General features: G+C 67.2%; 14 protein-coding genes, 1 tRNA gene and 2 riboswitches. Of the genes, 11 read left to right on the forward strand and 4 right to left on the reverse strand.

The features are described 5' to 3' along the window. Positions 1–2: 2 nt before the first annotated feature. A complete protein-coding gene (locus AC4PTB_RS10895; protein WP_492189974.1) occupies positions 3–1,439 on the reverse strand; it encodes a short-chain fatty acyl-CoA regulator family protein in 1,437 nt (478 codons plus the stop codon). Between the two features lie 154 nt (positions 1,440–1,593). Between AC4PTB_RS10895 and aceB the strand changes: the two genes are divergently transcribed. Further along, on the forward strand, positions 1,594–3,216 hold the full coding sequence (gene aceB, locus AC4PTB_RS10900) for a malate synthase A (protein ID WP_492189975.1): 1,623 nt from the start codon (positions 1,594–1,596) through the stop codon (positions 3,214–3,216). Between the two features lie 123 nt (positions 3,217–3,339). Continuing rightward, positions 3,340–4,950: an isocitrate lyase gene (locus AC4PTB_RS10905; protein WP_492189976.1), complete on the forward strand. Its 1,611-nt coding sequence runs from the start codon at positions 3,340–3,342 to the stop codon at positions 4,948–4,950. A gap of 75 nt (positions 4,951–5,025) precedes the next feature. Here the strand turns inward: AC4PTB_RS10905 and AC4PTB_RS10910 are convergent, their stop codons facing one another. Beyond that, on the reverse strand, positions 5,026–6,168 hold the full coding sequence (locus AC4PTB_RS10910) for a hypothetical protein (protein WP_492189977.1): 1,143 nt from the start codon (positions 6,166–6,168) through the stop codon (positions 5,026–5,028). Between the two features lie 98 nt (positions 6,169–6,266). After that, positions 6,267–6,468: riboswitch (cobalamin riboswitch) on the reverse strand. A 171-nt stretch (positions 6,469–6,639) separates the two neighbouring features. Continuing rightward, a riboswitch (cobalamin riboswitch) is annotated at positions 6,640–6,826 on the forward strand. Positions 6,827–6,921: 95 nt separating this feature from the next. Between AC4PTB_RS10910 and AC4PTB_RS10915 the strand changes: the two genes are divergently transcribed. From AC4PTB_RS10915 to AC4PTB_RS10925, 3 genes are read left to right on the forward strand one after another with little or no spacing between them, the layout of a single operon-like run. Continuing rightward, complete coding sequence (locus tag AC4PTB_RS10915; RefSeq protein ID WP_492189978.1) at positions 6,922–8,952, forward strand: ribonucleoside triphosphate reductase; 2,031 nt, start codon at positions 6,922–6,924, stop codon at positions 8,950–8,952. Between the two features lie 17 nt (positions 8,953–8,969). Beyond that, positions 8,970–9,158 carry an anaerobic ribonucleoside-triphosphate reductase gene (gene nrdD, locus AC4PTB_RS10920; protein WP_492189979.1) on the forward strand — a complete coding sequence of 63 codons (189 nt, stop codon included), beginning with the start codon at positions 8,970–8,972 and terminating at the stop codon, positions 9,156–9,158. Continuing rightward, on the forward strand, positions 9,151–9,768 hold the full coding sequence (locus tag AC4PTB_RS10925; RefSeq protein ID WP_492189980.1) for an anaerobic ribonucleoside-triphosphate reductase activating protein: 618 nt from the start codon (positions 9,151–9,153) through the stop codon (positions 9,766–9,768). The genes nrdD and AC4PTB_RS10925 overlap by 8 nt, the downstream gene beginning before the upstream one ends. Positions 9,769–9,780: 12 nt before the next feature. On the opposite strand, the gene AC4PTB_RS10930 is transcribed toward AC4PTB_RS10925, so the two are convergent. Then, positions 9,781–11,163, reverse strand: coding sequence for a short-chain fatty acyl-CoA regulator family protein (locus AC4PTB_RS10930; protein WP_492189981.1), 1,383 nt, complete (start codon positions 11,161–11,163; stop codon positions 9,781–9,783). A gap of 116 nt (positions 11,164–11,279) precedes the next feature. Between AC4PTB_RS10930 and AC4PTB_RS10935 the strand changes: the two genes are divergently transcribed. From AC4PTB_RS10935 to gdhA, 5 genes are all read left to right on the forward strand, one after another. Continuing rightward, positions 11,280–11,663 carry an acyl-CoA thioesterase gene (locus AC4PTB_RS10935; RefSeq protein ID WP_492189982.1) on the forward strand — a complete coding sequence of 128 codons (384 nt, stop codon included), beginning with the start codon at positions 11,280–11,282 and terminating at the stop codon, positions 11,661–11,663. A gap of 29 nt (positions 11,664–11,692) precedes the next feature. Beyond that, positions 11,693–13,204, forward strand: coding sequence for an MmgE/PrpD family protein (locus AC4PTB_RS10940; protein ID WP_492189983.1), 1,512 nt, complete (start codon positions 11,693–11,695; stop codon positions 13,202–13,204). A gap of 10 nt (positions 13,205–13,214) precedes the next feature. Continuing rightward, positions 13,215–14,390: a bifunctional 2-methylcitrate synthase/citrate synthase gene (gene prpC, locus AC4PTB_RS10945; RefSeq protein ID WP_492189984.1), complete on the forward strand. Its 1,176-nt coding sequence runs from the start codon at positions 13,215–13,217 to the stop codon at positions 14,388–14,390. Positions 14,391–14,393: 3 nt separating this feature from the next. Continuing rightward, positions 14,394–15,305, forward strand: a complete 912-nt coding sequence (prpB, locus tag AC4PTB_RS10950; RefSeq protein WP_492189985.1) for a methylisocitrate lyase — start codon at positions 14,394–14,396, stop codon at positions 15,303–15,305. A 502-nt stretch (positions 15,306–15,807) separates the two neighbouring features. Next, the gene (gene gdhA / locus AC4PTB_RS10955) at positions 15,808–17,163 is read left to right on the forward strand and encodes an NADP-specific glutamate dehydrogenase (RefSeq protein ID WP_492189986.1); all 1,356 of its coding nucleotides are present in this window, start codon (positions 15,808–15,810) and stop codon (positions 17,161–17,163) included. 579 nt (positions 17,164–17,742) lie between these two features. Here the strand turns inward: gdhA and AC4PTB_RS10960 are convergent. After that, positions 17,743–17,832, reverse strand: a tRNA-Ser gene (locus AC4PTB_RS10960). Between the two features lie 266 nt (positions 17,833–18,098). On the opposite strand from AC4PTB_RS10960, the gene AC4PTB_RS10965 reads away from it, so the two are divergent. Beyond that, positions 18,099–18,986, forward strand: a complete 888-nt coding sequence (locus AC4PTB_RS10965) for an SPOR domain-containing protein (RefSeq protein ID WP_492189987.1) — start codon at positions 18,099–18,101, stop codon at positions 18,984–18,986. Positions 18,987–18,998 lie beyond the last annotated feature (12 nt).

The raw sequence follows: 18,998 nt of genomic DNA on the forward strand, positions 1-18,998 counted from the left end.
CGTCAGCCCGCGTCGAAACGAAACAGCGCCAGCGAGCGTTCGCGTTCGTTCACCTGCAACGGCCGGTTCACCGGGGCATGGGCGCGGGCGGTGCAATCGGCGCGTTCGCACAGATAGCAGTTCAGCCCGATCTCCACCGGCCGGGTGCGGGACAGGTCGATCCCCTCGGCATAGATCAGCCGCGGCGCATAGGCGACATCGCAGCCAAGCCCGATCGCCAGCCGCTGCGCCGGGGCGCCATGCGTGCCCCCCGCCCGTGTCACCGTGCGCGCCACCGAGAAGTAGCTCGCCCCCTCGGGCATGCGGATCACCTGCGTCTGCACCCGGTCGGGCATTTCAAAGGCGGCATGGATGTTCCAAAGCGGACAGGTGCCGCCAAAGCGCGAAAACGGAAACCGCCCGGCGCTGAAGCGTTTCGAAAGATTGCCCGCCCGGTCCACCCGCACGAAAAAGAACGGAATCCCCCGCGCGCCGTCGCGTTGCAGCGTCGACATCCGATGCGCGGTCTGCTCGAAACTGGTGCCGAAGCGATGCGACAGCAGCTCGACATCATAGCGGTTCGCCTCGCAGCTGGCCAGAAACCGGCCGTAAGGCATCATCAGCGCCGCAGCGAAGTAATTCGCCAGACTCACCCGCATCAGCGCCGCCGCCGCCGGGTCCTCCAGCCCCGCCTCGGCGATCAGCCGCGCCAGGATCGGCTCCTGCTCCAGACTGGCCAGCAGCACCCCGATCTGAAAGCGGCGGCTGGCCTGGCCCAGCAGTTCCGAAAGCAGCAATTCCCGCCGCTCGGGGTCATAGCGGCGCAGCTGGCCGCGCATCACCTCGGCCGGGTCGATCCGCACCGTCACCCCATGCGCCGCCAGCCGCCCGGTCAGCGCCAGATGCGGCTCGTGCCGGTGCAGGGCGAGTTCGCCCGCCAGATCCTCGGCGGCACGGTCGAGCGCGTCGACATGGTTGCGCCGGGCGTAAAACCAGGCCCGCACCGCCTCAACCGGGCGCGAGGTCTCGCCCAAAGCCTCGACCTTGTCGCGGTCGGTCAGCGGGTTCTCCTCGGCCATCGGCGCCAGCACCGCCGCGCGATGCGCCGCCTGCAGCCGCACGAAAGCCGCCGCGATCCGCGGCGAGGCCTGCAACACCGCCTCGATCTCGGCGCGCGGCACGGCATCGGCCCCGGCGGCGGGCGTTTTCAGCGCGGCGGCGAAATCGGCGGCCAGCTGCGCATCCGCGGCGGGCGAGAGTTCCGAGATGTTCAGGTCATAGACCTCGGCCAGCCGCATCAGCAGCTTGACCGAGGCCGGGCGCTGATCGGCCTCGATCAGGGTGATGTAGCTGGCCGAGACCCCAAGCTCTGCCGCCATCTGCGCCTGCGTCAGCCCCAAAGACTGCCGCAGCACTTTCAGCCTTTGCCCGATGACCAGCTTTTCCGCCCGTGGCGCCATGTGACAATCCTTACAGATTTCCCGCCTGTCACATGACGAAAGTGACAGAACAACCCAATGCTTTCAAACACATAATGCACATGCAGCGTAACATTACTAGCCTGACTTCACCCGAGTCACCCGGGGCCAGAAGCCCCGCCCCGAAAGGATCCCCATGTCGCTGGATTGCCCATCCCCCACTGCCCCGCCGCTGGTCCTGCGCAGCCTTCCCGGTCAGGATCTTGTGCTGACCCCCGAGGCGCTGGCCTTTCTGGCCGAGCTGCAAAGCCGTTTTGGCACCCGGATTCACGCGCTGATGCTGGCGCGCGCCCGGCGTCAGGCGCGGATCGACGCAGGCGCCCTGTCCGATTACCTGCCCGAAACGAAAGAGATCCGGCAAGGCATCTGGGAGGCCGCGCCGGTGCCCGAGGCCCTGCGCGATCGTCGGGTGGAAATCACCGGCCCGGTCGAGCGCAAGATGATGATCAACGCGCTCAATTCCGGCGCCCGGGTGTTCATGGCCGATTTCGAGGATGCGACGGCGCCGAGCTTTGCCAATATTGTCGCGGGCCATCGCAACATGCTCGACTACCGCGACGGCACGCTGGAGTTCGACGATCCGAAGACCGGCAAAAGCTATCGCGTCGGCGCCGATCCGGCGGTTCTGATCGTGCGGCCGCGCGGGCTGCACATGGCCGAGGCGAATGTGCTGCTGGCCGGGCAGCCGATCTCGGCGGCGCTTTTCGATTTCGGCCTGACGCTGTGGCATTGCGGCCGGGCGCTGGCGGCCAGCGGGCGCGGCCCGTTCTATTACCTGCCGAAGCTGGAAAGCCACCACGAGGCGCGGCTGTGGAACGAGGTCTTCGTCTTCGCCCAGGACCGCGTCGGGCTGGCGCGGGGCACGATCAAGGCGACGGTGCTGATCGAAACCCTGCCCGCCGCCTTCGAGATGGACGAGATCATCTGGGAGCTGCGCGACCATATCGCCGGGCTGAACTGCGGGCGCTGGGATTATATCTTCAGCTACATCAAGACCTTGCGCAACCACAAGGCGTTCACCCTGCCCGACCGCGCCGAGGTGACGATGGACCGCGCCTTTCTGGCCAGCTATGCGGCGCGTCTGGTCAAGGTCTGCCACCGGCGCGGCATCCACGCCATGGGCGGCATGGCGGCGGCGATCCCGGTGCGCGACGACCCCGAGGCCAATGCCCGTGCCTTTGCCCAGGTTCGCGCCGACAAGCTGCGCGAGGTGGGGATGGGCCATGACGGCACCTGGGTTGCCCATCCCGATCTGGTGCCGGTGGCGATGGCGGTCTTTGACGCCGAGATGCCGGGGCCGAACCAGATCCGCATTCCGCGCCAGGCCTGGCGGATCGAACCGGCGATGCTGTTGCGCCCGCATGAGGGCCGGGTGACCGAAGAGGGTCTGCGCACCAATATCTCGGTGGCGCTCGACTATCTGGCGGCCTGGCTGTCGGGGCGCGGCGCGGTGCCGATCCGCAATCTGATGGAGGATGCGGCGACGGCCGAGATCTGCCGCGCGCAGCTGTGGCAATGGCGCCATCATGGCGTGTCGGTGGCGCTTGCGGCGGGCGGCAGCCGGGCGGTGAGTTCCGACTGGCTGGGCGAGCTGATGCAGCAGGAAATCGCGGCGGTGCTGGACCGGATCGGCGCCAATGCCTTCCACCGCGGCCATTACGCCACCGCCGCGCGGCTGCTGCTCGAAGCCGTGACCGCCGAAACCCTGCCCGATTTCCTGACCACCACCGCCTATGCGGTTTTGAACGCGCTCGACTGATGGACCCGATCCCGCTGTTTTCGCCCTTTGGCGGCCCGATCCCCGAAGCTTGCCTGAGACCCTCGGCGCAACCTTTTCCCGCTTCCCCCAAACCCCGGGCAGAGCCCGTCGAAAGGAAACATCATGAAGAAAAGACAGACTTTTTCGGAAATCCGCTCCGCTATCCTGTGCCGCTACCCCTCCGGGGTCACGCCGGGTGGCGTGGCGGTCGATGACATCGTGCAGCTGCGGCTGCAAAACACCTGGGACACCCATCTCGACATCGCGCGCGAGATGGCCGGGGTGATGCGCGCCGACATGGCGGCCTATGACGCCGATCCGACGAAATTCACCCAATCTCTCGGCTGCTGGTCGGGCTTTCACGCTCAGCAGATGATCAAGGCGGTGAAACGGATGCGCGGCACCGCGCGCGGCACCTATGTCTATCTGTCGGGCTGGATGGTCGCCGGTCTGCGCAACCGCTGGGGCCATCTGCCCGACCAGTCGATGCATGAAAAGACCGCCGTCGCCGATCTGATCGCAGAGATTTATACCTCGCTGCGGCAGGCCGACGAGGTGGCGATGAACGATCTCTTCAAGGCGCTGAAAGCCGCGAAGACCGAGACCGAGCGGCAGGCGGCGATTGCGGCGATCGACGGGTTCGAAACCCATGTCGTGCCGATCATCGCCGATATCGACGCGGGCTTTGGCAACGAACATGCGACCTATCTGCTTGCGAAAGAGCTGATCAAGGCCGGTGCCTGCTGTCTGCAGATCGAAAACCAGGTCTCGGATGCCAAGCAATGCGGCCATCAGGACGGCAAGGTGACGGTCCCGCGCGAGGATTTCATCGAGAAACTGCGCGCCTGTCGGCTGGCCTTCGAAGAGCTGGGGGTGGAGGATGGGGTGATCGTCGCCCGCACCGACAGCCTGGGCGCCGGTCTGACGCAGAAGGTGCCGGTGTCGCAGCGCCCGGGCGATCTGGCCTCGGACTACATCAAATGGCTGGCGACCGAGCCGATCACGGCCGAAAACCCGATCCGCGAGGGCGAACTGGCGCTTTACCGCGACGGCGCTTTCGTCAAGCCGCAGCGGCTGGCGAACGGGCTGTTCCCGTTCCGCCCCGGCACCGGCCGCGCCCGGGTGGTGGAAGATTGCATCGCCTCGCTGACGCTGGGGGGCGCCGATCTTCTGTGGATCGAGACCGACACGCCGAATGTGGATGAAATCGCCGGGATGGTGGCCGAGATCCGCAAGGTCGTGCCCGATGCGAAGCTGACCTACAACAACTCGCCCAGCTTCAACTGGACGCTGAACCTGCGCAAGCAGGTGCGCGCGCAATGGCTGGCCGAGGGCACGATCACCGAAGACGCCTATCCGAACGGCCCCGAGCTGATGAAGCCCGACTATGACGACACGCCCCTTGGCCGCGAGGCCGATGCCTGGCTCAAGGCCTTCCAGACCGATATCGCGACGCGGGCGGGGGTGTTCCACAACCTGATCACCCTGCCCACCTTCCATCTGACCGCGAAATCGATGGATGAACTCTCGCGCGGCTATTTCGGCGAAGACAAGATGCTGGCCTATGTCGCCACGGTGCAGCGCGCGGAAATCCGCGGCGGCGTCTCGGCGGTGAAGCACCAGCACGAGGTCGGCTCGGATCTGGGCGACACCTTCAAGGAGATGGTCGCGGGCGAGCGCGCGCTCAAGGCGGGCGGGCATGCCAACACGATGAACCAGTTCGCAGCAGAGTAAACCAAAGGGAGGGCTGAAACGCCGTGCCGCCCCACGACCCCGGGGCGGCCGGTTCTGCCCGTTTCCGACCCCGGCTCAGGCGAAGACGGCGGGCACGGCGCCCTGCGGCCCCGCCCCGATCAGCGTCGCCAGGCTGGCCATCGCCGCCCAGTCGATGCCCTGCACCGGCGCCAGCCCGGCGCGGTGGCGCAGCAGCGCCAGCCGCTCCGCACAATCCGCAAGCGGCCCCGACCCCAGACCGCCCGGCAGGATCTGCCGGTCGGGCAAGGCCTGACGCAGCTGCGCGACCAGCTGCGCCGCGCCCCCCCCGGCGGCCCCGGCAGCCATCCGCGACCCGGTCACGATCACCACCGCCCCCGCCTCGTCGCGCAGCGCGGTCAGGATGGCCCCGATCGCGGGCTCAAGGATCACCCGCACCGACAGCCCCGCCAGCCGCAACAGATCCGCCTTCAGGATCGTGCCGATCATCTCGGTCTCGCCCGGGGGCAGCACAAGGCAGACCCGCCCGCGCGGATCGAGCGGCTGCGACGGCCGCCCCGCCCGCTGCAACAGGCTGTTGAGCCGGGTCAGGGCCAGCGCCCCCTCGGCCAGACCCAGGGCCGCGGCCGCCTGCATCTGGCCGAGCCGCTGCAGGCAGGCCTCGACGAAACCGGCCCGCGCCTGAAGATCGTCGCGCGCCAGCACCGGCAGGACCGGCTCGGCCGCGCAATCCAGCAGCCTTTCGACGAAATCGGGCACCCGCCGCAACAGGTCGGACTGCGCAAAGGACCCCTGCGCATGATCCTGCGCCAGATCGTCAAAGACGCGCTGCGCCAGCGCCAGCAGATCCGCCTCGGGCCGCCAGGAGGTCCCGGACAGCAGCTGCGCGGCGTGATGATGCAACACCGCCTGCCGCAGGGGCCAGCGGTCAAACCGGCGCCGGCCGGTCCAGCCGACCGCAAGCAGCCGTGCCCGCGCCAGCCGCGGATCGGCGGCGATCTGCCCCATCGCGGCGCAAAGCTGCGGCCCCGGCCCCTTGATCCAGGAGAGCCAACCGTCGTCGAGCGCGACCCCGGCACCGCTGAGCGCGAAATCGCCCGGCAGCGCCGCAAGCTCGGCCCGGATCGGCGCCCCCGCCGACGCAGGCTCCGCCGCGGTCGCGCGCCCGCACAGCACCAGCCGCAAAAGCCGTTGCCCCTCGCGCAAAGAATGTTCCATCGTATCCATTTTCACCGCCATGCGCGCACATCCCTGAACAAGGGCCTGAACAGGGGCGGGAAACGGCGACACGAACCAAGGCGCGGGCCTCAGGCTTCACGTCCCCCCGGTTCACCCCGCCCGAAACGTCTGCGATGGCAGGTCTCCTGGCTTGCGGGTCATCGCGCCCCCGGACCTTCCCGGGCGCGGCCCAGTGGCATTTCCGGCGTTGCTCGTCGCTCACAGTTGCGGGGGCAGCCGCGGCCTTGCCCGGACGGGCGCACCGCATTCCCTTTTCAGGCGCAGCCCGGAAGCGGCGCCACCATCGCGGCAAGGATGAAAGCAAGCGGCGGCGCTGTAAACGGGTTTGCGCCCCCCGGGGGCGTCTGCGCGGCACTCGGTCGCAGGCGGGGCGGCCAATCGCCTGTCTGCACGGGCCGGGACGGGCCCTGGGCTGCGGGCACGGCCGGGGCAAGGGGAAACTATATATTGACAGCAAGTGGCAATTGATTGCTATATCGTGACGCTCTGGGTCTTGCGGTTCGCCGCAGGCCAAGAGGGAAGCCGGTGCAAGTCCGGCGCTGCCCCCGCAACTGTAAGCGGCGAGCGCGGCTGATCACGCCACTGGGCCCCGGCCCGGGAAGGCCAGCCAAGCTGTGACCCGCAAAGCCAGGAGACCTGCCCGGAGCTGTTATGACCACCGCTGGCGGAGGGCCGTGCGGGGCGCTTTTCGGACCCCTTGCCGGGGCCGTTTCGCGTTCCCGTCCCTGCAAAAGCCCAAGGACGAGGACCGCGATGCCGATCGCCGATGTTGCTTTGACTGCCCCAGCGGGCTTTGCCACCGTGCGCAGCCGCGATGGCGCGCTTGTGCCCTTTGACGCCCGCCGCATCCTTGCGGCGCTGGCGCGGGCGGGCGATGCCAGCGGCGAATTCGGCGCCGCCGAGGCCGGGCGGCTGACGCAGGCGGTGCTCGACCGGCTGGCGCTGCAAACCCCCTCCAGCCCCCCCGATGTCGAGACGATCCAGAACACCGTCGAGGCGGTTCTGGCCGATACCGCCCATGTCGCCACCGCCCGCGCCTATGCGGTCTACCGCGAGCAGCACGCCCGCCTGCGCGAGGACCGCCGGGTGATGATCGATGTCGAACGCTCGGTCAGCGAATATCTGGAACGCTCCGACTGGCGGGTGAATGCCAATGCCAATCAGGGCTATTCGCTGGGCGGGATGATCCTGAACATCTCGGGCAAGGTGACGGCGAATTACTGGCTGAGTCACGTCTATCCGCCCGAGGTCGGCGCGGCGCATCGCGAGGGCGACATCCATATCCACGATCTGGACATGTTCGCGGGCTATTGCGCGGGCTGGTCGCTGCGCACGCTTCTGCACGAGGGGCTGAACGGCGTGCCCGGCGCGATCGAATCCGCTCCGCCCGCGCATCTGTCCAGCGCGCTGGGGCAGATCGTCAACTTTCTGGGCACGTTGCAGAACGAATGGGCGGGGGCGCAGGCGTTTTCCTCCTTTGACACCTATCTGGCGCCCTATGTGCGGCTCGATGGGCTGAGCTATGCGCAGGTCCGTCAGGCGATGCAGGAATTCATCTACAACCTCAACGTGCCCTCGCGCTGGGGCACGCAGACGCCCTTCACCAACCTGACCTTTGACTGGACCTGCCCCGAGGATCTGCGCGATCAGGTGCCCGTGGTGCAGGGCCGCGAAGTGGGGTTCACTTACGGCGATCTGCAGGCCGAGATGGACCTGATCAACCGCGCCTATATCGAGGTGATGACGGCGGGCGATGCCAAGGGGCGGGTTTTCACCTTCCCGATCCCCACCTACAACATCACCCCCGATTTCCCCTGGGAAAGCGAAAACGCCGATGCGCTGTTCGAGATGACGGCGAAATACGGCCTGCCCTATTTCCAGAACTTCGTGAATTCGGAATTGCAGCCGCATATGGTGCGCTCGATGTGCTGCCGGTTGCAGCTCGACCTGACCGAGCTGCTCAAGCGCGGCAACGGGCTGTTCGGCTCGGCGGAGCAGACCGGCTCGCTCGGCGTTGTCACGCTGAACTGCGCGCGGCTGGGCCATCTGCACCGCGGCGACGAGGACGAGCTGATGGTAGCGCTCGACCATCTGGCGCGGCTCGCGCGCACCAGCCTTGAGATCAAGCGCAAGGTGATCCAGCGCCATATCGATGCGGGGCTTTTCCCCTATACCAAGCGCTACCTTGGCACGCTGCGCAATCACTTCTCGACGCTCGGCGTGAACGGGCTGAACGAGATGGTGCGCAATTTCACCGCTGATGCCGAGGATATCACCACCGAGGCGGGCAAGGCGCTGGCCTTGCGGGTGCTTGATCGGCTGCGCGCGCAGATGGTGGCGTTTCAGGAAGAGACCGGCCATCTTTACAACCTTGAGGCAACCCCGGCCGAGGGCACGACCTATCGCTTCGCCCGCGAAGACCGCAAGCGCTTCCCCGATATCCTGCAGGCGGGCACGGCCGATCAGCCCTATTACACCAATTCCTCGCAGCTGCCGGTGGGCTTCACCGATGACCCCTTCGCGGCGCTGGCGCATCAGGAAGCGTTGCAGGCGAAATACACCGGCGGCACCGTGCTGCATCTTTACATGGGCAGCCGGGTCTCCTCGGCCGAAGCCTGCCGCAAGCTGGTGCGCCGGGCGCTGACGAACTTCCGCCTGCCCTATATCACCGTCACCCCCACCTTCTCGATCTGCCCGAAACATGGCTATATTGCGGGGGAACACGAATTCTGCCCGAAATGCGATGCCGAGCTGATCGCGAAGAAACGCGCCTGCACCTGCTGACCCCGAAGGAGAACCCGATGAACAAGCCGCTGGACCTGACCGAGCTGGACACTGCCCTGAGCCTTGACGATGCCGAACGCACCCGCTGCGAGATCTGGACGCGGGTGATGGGCTATCACCGGCCGATGGCCTCCTTCAACACCGGCAAGAAGGGCGAGGCGGCCGAGCGGGTCTATTTTTCCGAAGCGCGGGCGCATCTTGGCTGAGCTGGCGATCTCCGGCCTGGTGCGGCACTCGACCTGCGACTGGCCGGGGGAGCTGGTGGCGGTCCTGTTCACCCAGGGCTGCCCCTGGTCCTGCCGCTATTGCCACAACCCCGACCTGATCCCGGCCCGGGCGGGAACCCTGCCCTGGTCCGAGGTGCGGGCCTTTCTGGACAGCCGCCGCGGGCTGCTGGACGGGGTGGTGATCTCGGGCGGCGAACCGACCTTGCAGGCCGCCCTGCCCGCGGTCCTGGCCGAGATCCGGGCGATGGGCTTTCGCACCGGGCTGCACAGCGCCGGGCCTTACCCCGAGCGGCTGGCGCGCGTGCTGCCGCTTCTGGACTGGGTGGGCTTTGACGTGAAGGCGCCCTTTGCGGACTATCCGCGCATCACCGGCGTGCCCGGATCGGGACTGCGGGCGCAGGAAAGCCTGCGCCTGCTGCAAGAAAGCGGCGTTGCCCATGCGCTGCGCACGACGGTGCATCCGCTTCTGCTTGGCCCCGGGGATCTGGACCGGATCAGCGCCGATCTGGCCGGGATGGACCTGCCGATGGCCGAGCTGCAACCCTTCCGCGCCGAGGGCTGCATCGACACCGAGCTTTGCGCGACCTGAGCGCTTCGCCCCTCACTCCGAGCCGGAATAGGGGGCGAAGCGGGTTTCCTCGGGGCGCAGCCGCAGGGGCTTGCCCAGCGTCGGAAAGGCGCGCTGCGGGCAATCGGCGCGCTCGCACAGCTTGCAGCCGGGGCCGATCTTCGTGGCCAAATCGGGCGCGCGCAGGTTCATCCCGCGCGCATAGACCAGCCGGTCGGCATGCGCCAGATCGCAGCCCAGCGCGACGGCGAAGCGCTTTTCCGCCGCACCGAAGCCGCCGCCGCCCTGCCGCACCTGCCGGGCGATCCACAGATAGCTGCGGCCATCGGGCATCTGCGCCACCTGCCGCAAGATCTCGCCCGGGCGGGAAAACGCCTCGTAGATGTTCCACAGCGGACACGACCCGCCGATGCGGGAAAAGTGGAAATCCGTGGCCGATTGCCGTTTCGAGATATTGCCCGCCCGGTCCACCCGGATGAAGAAGAACGGCACGCCGCGCGCCTCGGGGCGTTGCAGCGTCGACAGCCGGTGGCAGACGGTCTCGAAACCGACACCAAAGCGGCTGGCCAGCAGCTCGATATCGTAAGACAGCGCCTCCGCCGCGGCCAGAAAGGCGCGGTAAGGCATGATCAGCGCCCCGGCATAATAATTCGCCAGCCCCACCCGCAAGAGCGCCTGCGCCTCGGGGTCGAGCTGCGTCGCCGCGCACAGCCGCGCCATCAGCCCGCCCTGCTCCAGAAGCGCCAGTTGCGTGGCGATCTGAAAGGCCTGCTGGCCGGGCGTCAGATGCGCCCCCAGATGCAACAGCCCCGCCCCGGGCTCGAACCGGCGCAGCGTGCCGCCCTCGGCATGGAGAATGCGGATGCCGTGCCGGGCCGCCAGACGCTCGGCCAAGGGCTGCGCCATCCGTCCCGCGGGCAGATCCGCCCCCACCGCCTCGGCCGCGGTATCCAGATCGGGGACATGGTTGCGGCGTTCGTAAAACCAGTCCCGCACCGCCTCGAAAGCGGCGGGGGTAGAGCTTGCAGGCGTGCTGATCTGCCCCGCCAGCGCATCGGCCCGGTCGGACAGATCGCGCAGCCGCGCCTGCATCGCCACGATCGCGCGCGCGACGGCGGGCATGTTCGCCGCGATCTCCCGCACCTCGGCGAGGCTCGCCCCCGCGCCCTGATCGGCCAGCGCGGCGCGCAGCTCGGCAATCAGCCGCGCCTCGTCGGCATCCGAAAACAGCTGCACATCCAGCCCGAAAGCGGCGTTGAGCTTGAGCAGCACCGGCACCGTCAAGGGCCGCTGGTTGTTCTCGATCTGGTTCAGATAGCTTGGCGAAATCTCCAAAGCGCGGGCAAGGGTCGCCTGGGTCAGGCCGCGATCCTCGCGCAGGCGTTTCAGCCGCACCCCCATGAATGTCTTCGTCATCTTCGCAACCTTCGCAATTTGCCGCGCCAGCCTTCACAATATAACGCATTATCAATACTTTAACGGAAGATCAAAAGCAAGGAAAGCTGCCTTTGCCAATCTTGCAAAGGTTTCCCATGTCCCTCCCCCCTGCCCCGCCGACCGTTCTGGTCGAGATGATCTTTCCCGATCAGGCGAACCATTACGGCACGCTGTTTGGCGGCCATGCGCTGGCACTGATGGCGCGGGCGGCCTTTGTCGCCGCCTGCCGCCGCGCCGCGGGCTCGGTGGTGATGGCGCGCTCGGAACGGGTGGATTTCACCACCCCGATCCGGGTCGGCGAGATGCTGGAGCTGCGCGCCGAGATCCTGCGCGAGGGGCGCAGCTCGATGACCGTGGCGGTGCGGGGCATCGCCCAGCCGATCGGCCCCGGCGCCCCCCGCCCGGCACTCGAGGGACAATTCGTGATGGTCGCTGTCGATGCCGACGGCCGCCCCCGCCCGCTTTCTTCCGCAATCTGACGACAAGACCAAAGACAAGGAAAGACCCGATGAAGACCCATGACCTGCGCAGCTACCGCTCGGCCGAGATCCTGCCGCGCGCCGACCAGCTGGCCTGGAAAATCGCCGAAGTGGCCGCCGATCCGGTGCCGGTGCTGCCCGAAGTGACCGAAATGATCATCAACCGGATCATCGACAATGCCGCCGTCGCCGCCGCCTCGGTCGGGCGCCGCCCCGTCGCCTCGGCCCGGGCGCAGGCGCTTTGCCACCCGATGCGGCGCGGCGCCACCGTCTTCGGGATGGCGCACGACACCCGGGTCTCGCCGGAATGGGCGGCTTGGGCGAATGGCACGGCGGTGCGGGAACTGGATTTCCACGACACCTTTCTGGCCGCCGATTACAGCCATCCGGGCGACAACATCCCGCCGATCCTGGCGGTGGCGCAGCACACCGGGCGCTCGGGCGCCGAGCTGATCCGGGGGATCGCCACCGGCTATGAAATCCAGGTCGAGCTGGTGCGCGGGATCTGTCTGCACGAACACAAGATCGACCATATCGCCCATCTCGGGCCCTCGGCGGCGGCGGGGATCGGCACGCTGCTGAACCTGCCCGCCGAGGTGATCTATCAGGCGGTGCAGCAGGCGCTGCATGTGACCACCACGACACGGCAAAGCCGCAAGGGCGAGATTTCCAGCTGGAAGGCCTTTGCCCCGGCTTTCGCGGGCAAGATGGCGATCGAGGCGGTGGATCGCGCCCTGCGCGGCGAGGGCGCGCCCAGCCCCGCCTGGGAGGGCGAGGACGGTTTCATCGCCTGGATGCTTTCCGGCCCCGAGGCGCGTTACACCGTCCGCCTGCCCGGCCATGGCGAGCCGAAGCGCGCGATCCTTGACACCTATACCAAGGAATATTCGGCGGAATATCAAAGCCAGGCCCTGATTGATCTCGCCCGCCGCCTTGGGCCGCAGATCGGCGACCTTGCGCAGGTCGACAGCATCGTCATTCACACCTCGCATCACACCCATCATGTGATCGGCACCGGCGCCAATGACCCGCAAAAGATGGACCCCGATGCCAGCCGCGAGACGCTGGATCATTCGATCATGTATATCTTTGCCGTCGCGCTGGAGGATGGCGGCTGGCACCATGTCCGCAGCTATGCCCCCGAACGCGCGCACCGGCCCGAGACGGTCGCGCTCTGGCACAAGATCTCGACCGTCGAGGACCCGGACTGGACGCGCCGCTACCATGCCCGCGATCCGAAGCAAAAGGCCTTTGGCGGCCGCGTCGTGGTGACGCTGAAGGACGGGCGGCAGATCGTCGACGAGCTGGCGCTGGCCGATGCCCATCCCGACGGCGCCCGACCGTTCCGGCGCGAGAATTACGTGCGCAAGTTCCTGACCCTGTCCGACGGCATCCTGAGCGGCGCGGAACAGACCCGCTTCCTCGAGGCGGCGGAAAATCTGGCCGATCTGCCCGCCGACGGGCTGGATGTCTTGAATTTCACCGTGGCGGCCGATGCCCTGGGCGCGCCGCGCCCGCGCGGCATCTTCGATTGGCAATGAGGGGGAAAACATGTCCGGTTCGATCGTGAAACCGAAGAAATCCGTGGCCCTGTCGGGGGTTGTGGCGGGCAATACCGCGCTGTGCAGCGTCGGCCAAAGCGGCAACGACCTGCAGTATCGCGGCTTTGACATTCTCGACATCGCCGAGGCTTGCGAGTTCGAGGAAGTGGCGCATCTGCTGATCCATGGCACCCTGCCGACGCTGGCCGAACTGGCCAGCTATCGCGCCAAGCTGCGGGCGCTGCGCGGGCTGCCCTTGGCGGTGCGCCAGACGCTCGAGGCGATCCCGGCCGCCGCGCATCCGATGGATGTGCTGCGCTCGGGCGTCTCGGCCTTGGGCTGCGTGCTGCCGGAAGCCGCCGATCACAACACGCCCGGCGCGCGCGACATTGCCGACCGGCTGATCGCGGTGCAGGGCTCGATGCTGCTTTACTGGTATCACTTCGCGCAGAACGGGCGGCGCATCGAGGTCGAGACCGAAGACGACAGCATCGCCGGGCATTTCCTGCATCTGCTGCATGGCCGCCCGGCGGGCGAGGAAGCGGTGCGGGCGCTGCACACCACGCTCAACCTTTATGCCGAGCATGAATTCAACGCCTCGACCTTCACCGCGCGCACCATCGCCGGGACCGGATCGGATCTTTATTCCTGCATCGCAGGCGCCATCGGCGCGCTGCGCGGGCCGAAACACGGCGGCGCGAATGAACAGGCCTTCGAGATCCAGAAGCGCTACGCCACCCCCGACGCGGCCGAGGCCGATATCCGCGCAAGGGTGGCCGCGAAAGAGGTGATCATCGGCTTTGGCCATCCGGTCTATACGATCGCTGATCCGCGCAATGTGGTGATCAAGCAGGTGGCGCGGCGGCTGGCGCTGCATCACGGCGCACTGCGGATGTTCGATATCGCCGAGCGGATCGAACAGGTGATGGCCGAGACGAAGGCGATGTTTCCGAACCTCGACTGGTATTCGGCGGTCTCCTATCATCAGCTTGGGGTGCCGACGATGCTGTTCACGCCGATCTTCGTCATTGCCCGCAGCGCGGGTTGGGGCGCGCATGTGATCGAGCAACGGCTGGACGGCAAGATCATCCGCCCCTCGGCCAATTACACCGGCCCCGAAACCCGGGCCTTCCTGCCCCTTGAAGCCCGCGGCGGCCTTTTGACCGCGCCCAACCGGACGGAGTGAGACATGCCCTATCTGATCGGTTCCGATCATCCCGAGGCCCCGGCAGGGGCGCGGTTTCGCGCCGCCCTGGCCCGGCCCGGCATCCTGCGCCTGCCCGGGGCGCATAACGGCATGGCGGCGCTGCAAGCCAAGGCCGCAGGGTTCGAGGCGCTGTATCTGTCGGGGGCGGCGATGTCGGCCTCGATGGGGCTGCCCGATCTGGGCATCCTGACGGTGGACGAGGTCGCCTTTTTCATCCGCCAGATCACGCGGGCCTCGGGCCTGCCGCTTCTGGTCGATGGTGACACCGGCTATGGCGAGGCGCTCAACGTCATGCACATGGTCCGGGTGTTCGAAGAGGCCGGGGCGGCGGCAGTGCATCTGGAAGACCAGCTTTTGCCGAAGAAATGCGGCCATCTGAACGACAAGAAACTGGCAAGCCCGGCCGAGATGGCGGCGAAGGTCGCGGCGGCGGTGCGGGCGCGGCGGCATCTGGTGGTGATCGCGCGCACCGATGCGGCCGCCGCCGAGGGGATCGAGGGCGCCGTGGCGCGGGCGCAGCTTTATGTCGAGGCCGGCGCCGATGCGATCTTCCCCGAGGCGCTGACCTCGGTCGAGATGTTCCGCGCCTTCCGCGACCGGCTGCCCGGGGTCAAGCTTCTGGCGAACATGACCGAATTCGGTCGCACCCCGGCCCTGACCGCGGCCGAGTTCGAGGAGCTGGGCTATCAGATGGTGATCTGGCCGGTGTCCTCCCTGCGGGTGGCGAACCGCGCGCAGGAGCGGCTTTACACCGCGCTTGCCCGCGACGGCGCCACCACCGCGCTGCTGCCCGAGATGCAGACCCGGGCCGAGCTTTACGCGACGCTGGGCCTTGCGGCTTTCGAGGCGCTCGATGCCTCGATCGCGCAAAGCGTGCTGCCAAGCGTGGGCTGACAGAAAGGTGACAGGGGGGGCGGCGGTCAGATCCCGACCGCCCCCTTGCCCGAAGGCCGCGAGCTGCGATCATCGCCACCGCGCGCGGTTTCAATATCCGGTCGCGGACCTCGTGGCTGCGGGTTTTGCCACGGCGCGTTTCCCGGCGGCACTGCGCCCCGGCCTTGCACCCGAGCCGCGCCGCACCGACAGGTGCAAGCTTCAAGACCCGTCCAGCCGCGATCCCGGCCTCTTCCGGCCAGACCCGCCTGGCCCGGACACGGCCTTGCGCGGCGCCGCCCAGCCTCGGCGTTGGAGGTGAGCGGGCGGTCAGGTGATCCGCGGGACATGCCTCCGAGGCCCCCGGTGCAGGGCCGAAGCTCAGCGCCCCCCGTCGGCTCCGGGCAAGAAACATGCGCCAGACACGATGTCGCGGGTAGAAATTTGTGCAAATAAGCTCTGGAATGTCAACTTTTTGCGCAGTATGCGAAGCCTCATCCGAGCATTTTGTGGAAAAATCCCTATGAACAGCATCGACGAGAAGCTTCAGCCCATCCTGACAGAGGTGATCCGGCGCAACGCAGGAGAGCCCGAGTTCCATCAGGCCGTCCATGAAGTGCTTGAAAGCCTGGGCCGCGTCGTGGCCAAGCACCCGCAATATCTTGACCTCGCGCTGATCGAACGGATCTGCGAACCCGAGCGCCAGATCATCTTCCGCGTGCCGTGGGTCGACGACCAGGGCCGTGTCCAGATCAACCGCGGGTTCCGCGTGCAGTTCAACTCGGCGCTTGGCCCCTACAAGGGCGGCATGCGCTTCCATCCCTCGGTCAATGTCGGGATCATCAAGTTCCTGGGCTTCGAACAGACCTTCAAGAACGCCCTGACCGGCATGCCCATCGGCGGCGGCAAGGGCGGGTCGGATTTCGACCCCAAGGGCAAGTCCGATGGCGAGATCATGCGGTTCTGCCAGTCGCTGATGACCGAACTTTATCGCCATCTTGGCGAACAGACCGACGTGCCGGCGGGCGACATCGGCGTCGGCGGCCGCGAGATCGGCTACATGTTCGGGCAATACAAGCGGCTGAACAACCGGTTCGAGGCGGGCGTCTTCACCGGCAAGGCGCTGGCCTATGGCGGATCGCGGGCGCGGACCGAAGCCACGGGCTACGGCAACACCTATTTCGTGCAGGCGATGCTTGAGACGAAGGGGCTGTCGTTCGACGGCAAGACGGTTGTCGTGTCGGGGTCGGGCAATGTGGCGATCTATACGATCGAGAAGGTGCAATCCTATGGCGGCAAGGTCGTCGCCTGCTCCGATTCCAGCGGCTATGTTCTGGACGAGGCGGGCATCGACCTCGAGCTGCTGAAGGAGGTCAAGAACATCCGGCGCGAACGGATCGCGGAATATGCGCGCCGTCGCGGTGCGGGGGTGCATTTCATCCCCGCCGGTCAGGGCTCGATCTGGGATGTGCCCTGTCAGATTGCCATGCCCTCGGCGACGCAGAACGAATTGTCCGGCAAGGATGCGGCGCAGCTGGTGCGCAATGGCGTGATCGCGGTCGGCGAAGGGGCGAACATGCCCAGCACGCCCGAGGCGGTCAAGGTCTTCCAGGATGCGGGCATTCTTTTCGCGCCCGGAAAGGCCGCGAACGCGGGGGGCGTGGCGACCTCGGCGCTCGAGATGCAGCAAAACGCCAGCCGCGACAGCTGGACGTTCGAGCAGACCGAGCAGCGGCTGGCCAGCATCATGCGCAACATCCACGACACCTGCCACGCGACAGCCGAGGAATATGGTGCGCCGGGCAACTATGTCCTGGGGGCCAATATCGCCGGTTTCGTGCGGGTGGCCGAGGCGATGCGGATGCTCGGTGTGATCTGAACTCGCACCGGCGCAAGCCCTGACAGGCTGCTGAAGAAATCCTTGCGGGGAATGATCCCCCCGGTTTTGGCGGCGGCGTTTAGCGTTGGACTGGTCACAGGCGATCGGTCCGGGGCCGGACGCCGCCCCTTTGTCAGGCGGCGAGCCGCCCGGGCAGTCGATCGCCTTGCCTTGCGACGGGGCCTCGTTGGCGGCCTTGTAATGCCAGGGCATCAGCTGGCTGTAATCGGTCAGCTCACGCCCCTTTTCGACCTGATCGATGACCCAGCTCAGATATCTGCGCCGTCGTCGCAACTCGTCATGTCGTCGGAGTGCAAAGTTCGAGCGATGCCCTGCGCCGCGATGCCCATCTAACACATTGTAATTGCGCGCGTTATCGCCTGTTATCGGCTATTCCCAGCTGTTCCCGGTTTTTGGCCGATGTACGGGGTGTTTTTGTCGGGTGACAGCTTGCACATGACCCTGAAGGCCCCTGCGTCTAACATTACGATCATCGCTTGTGTAACCTCGTGTGTCACCTCAGGCAACCCACGAGATACACCCAACAAACTGATATCATTGGATATATCAGCATTTAGGTGGCGGAAGCGGTGGGATTCGAACCCACGGAGGGGTCTCCCCCTCGCTGGTTTTCAAGACCAGAGCCTTAAACCACTCGGCCACACTTCCGTGCCCCCTGCCCTAACCGCTCTCACGCGATTCTGAAAGCATCCGGCAAACGAAATCCGCAACCGCCGCCCGCGCGCGCTTTTCTTGCCGCGCCGAACCCGCTACAGTCGGCGCGAAACGCCGGGGCGGCGGCGCCTGACCCCGGTTCGGAACGGTCCCGCCAAGGGGCTGCGGCAACAACGGCCGGGGCCGGACGACGGGCCGGGGCGGCCTGTGGCCCGGTCTGGCGGACAAACGGGCAGGGGCAGACGGGCATGACAGGATCGATGCGGTGGGTCTTGGCGCTGGGAGCGGCGCTGACAATGGCGGGATGCCAGTTGACGGGGGACGGCGCAGACCCGGCCGACGCCCCGAAAGAGGGCGCGAAACCCGCCGCCACCTCCGCTCGTATCGTCGAGCGCGATGTCGAAGCCCCCGAGGTCTTCTCGGCCAATGACACCGGGCTTTGGGACGGGCGGCCCTCGCTTGGCGGCGTCTGGGTCGCGCATCCGACCGTCAAGGACCCCGAACGGGTGATCATCCGCAACCCCGCCAATGGCAAATTCGTCATCGGCGCGCTGTTCCGGCGCGAACGCGAAAACCCCGGGCCGAAGCTGCAGGTCTCCTCGGATGCCGCAGCCGCGCTGGACATGCTGGCGGGGGCGCCGACGAAACTCTCGGTCGTGGCGCTGCGCCGCGAGGAACAGGCCGATCCGGCCGCCACCGCCGCCCCGGTCAAGGACGCCCTGCCCCCGGCCGAGGATATCGCGACCACGCCGCTGGCCAGCCCGCCGCCCCGGCCGGGCGCGAAACCCGCCGCCGCGCCGCCCAAGGGCGCGGGCAAGCCGGGTGCCGACATCGCCGCCGCGGCAGGCGCAGCCCTTGCCGCGACCGGAACCGCACCGCAAAAACCCGCCGCAACCCCGGCCAAACCCGCCGCAGCGGGCAAGGGCCTGGTGCAGATCGGCATTTTCTCGCAGGAGGCGAATGCCAAACGCGCCGCCGACCAGCTGAAGAAATCCGGCATCGGCAGCACGATCCGCACCGAGACCGCCAAGGGCAAGACCTTCTGGCGCGTCGTCGCGGGCCCGGCCGGATCGGCCGCCGACAGGACCGCGCTGCTGACCAAGATCAAGGGCCTCGGCTTCCCCGATGCCTATGCCGTCTCAAGATAAGGACGCCACTGC

The sequence above is a fragment of the Rhodobacter sp. 4.3.4 genome (assembly GCF_058724655.1).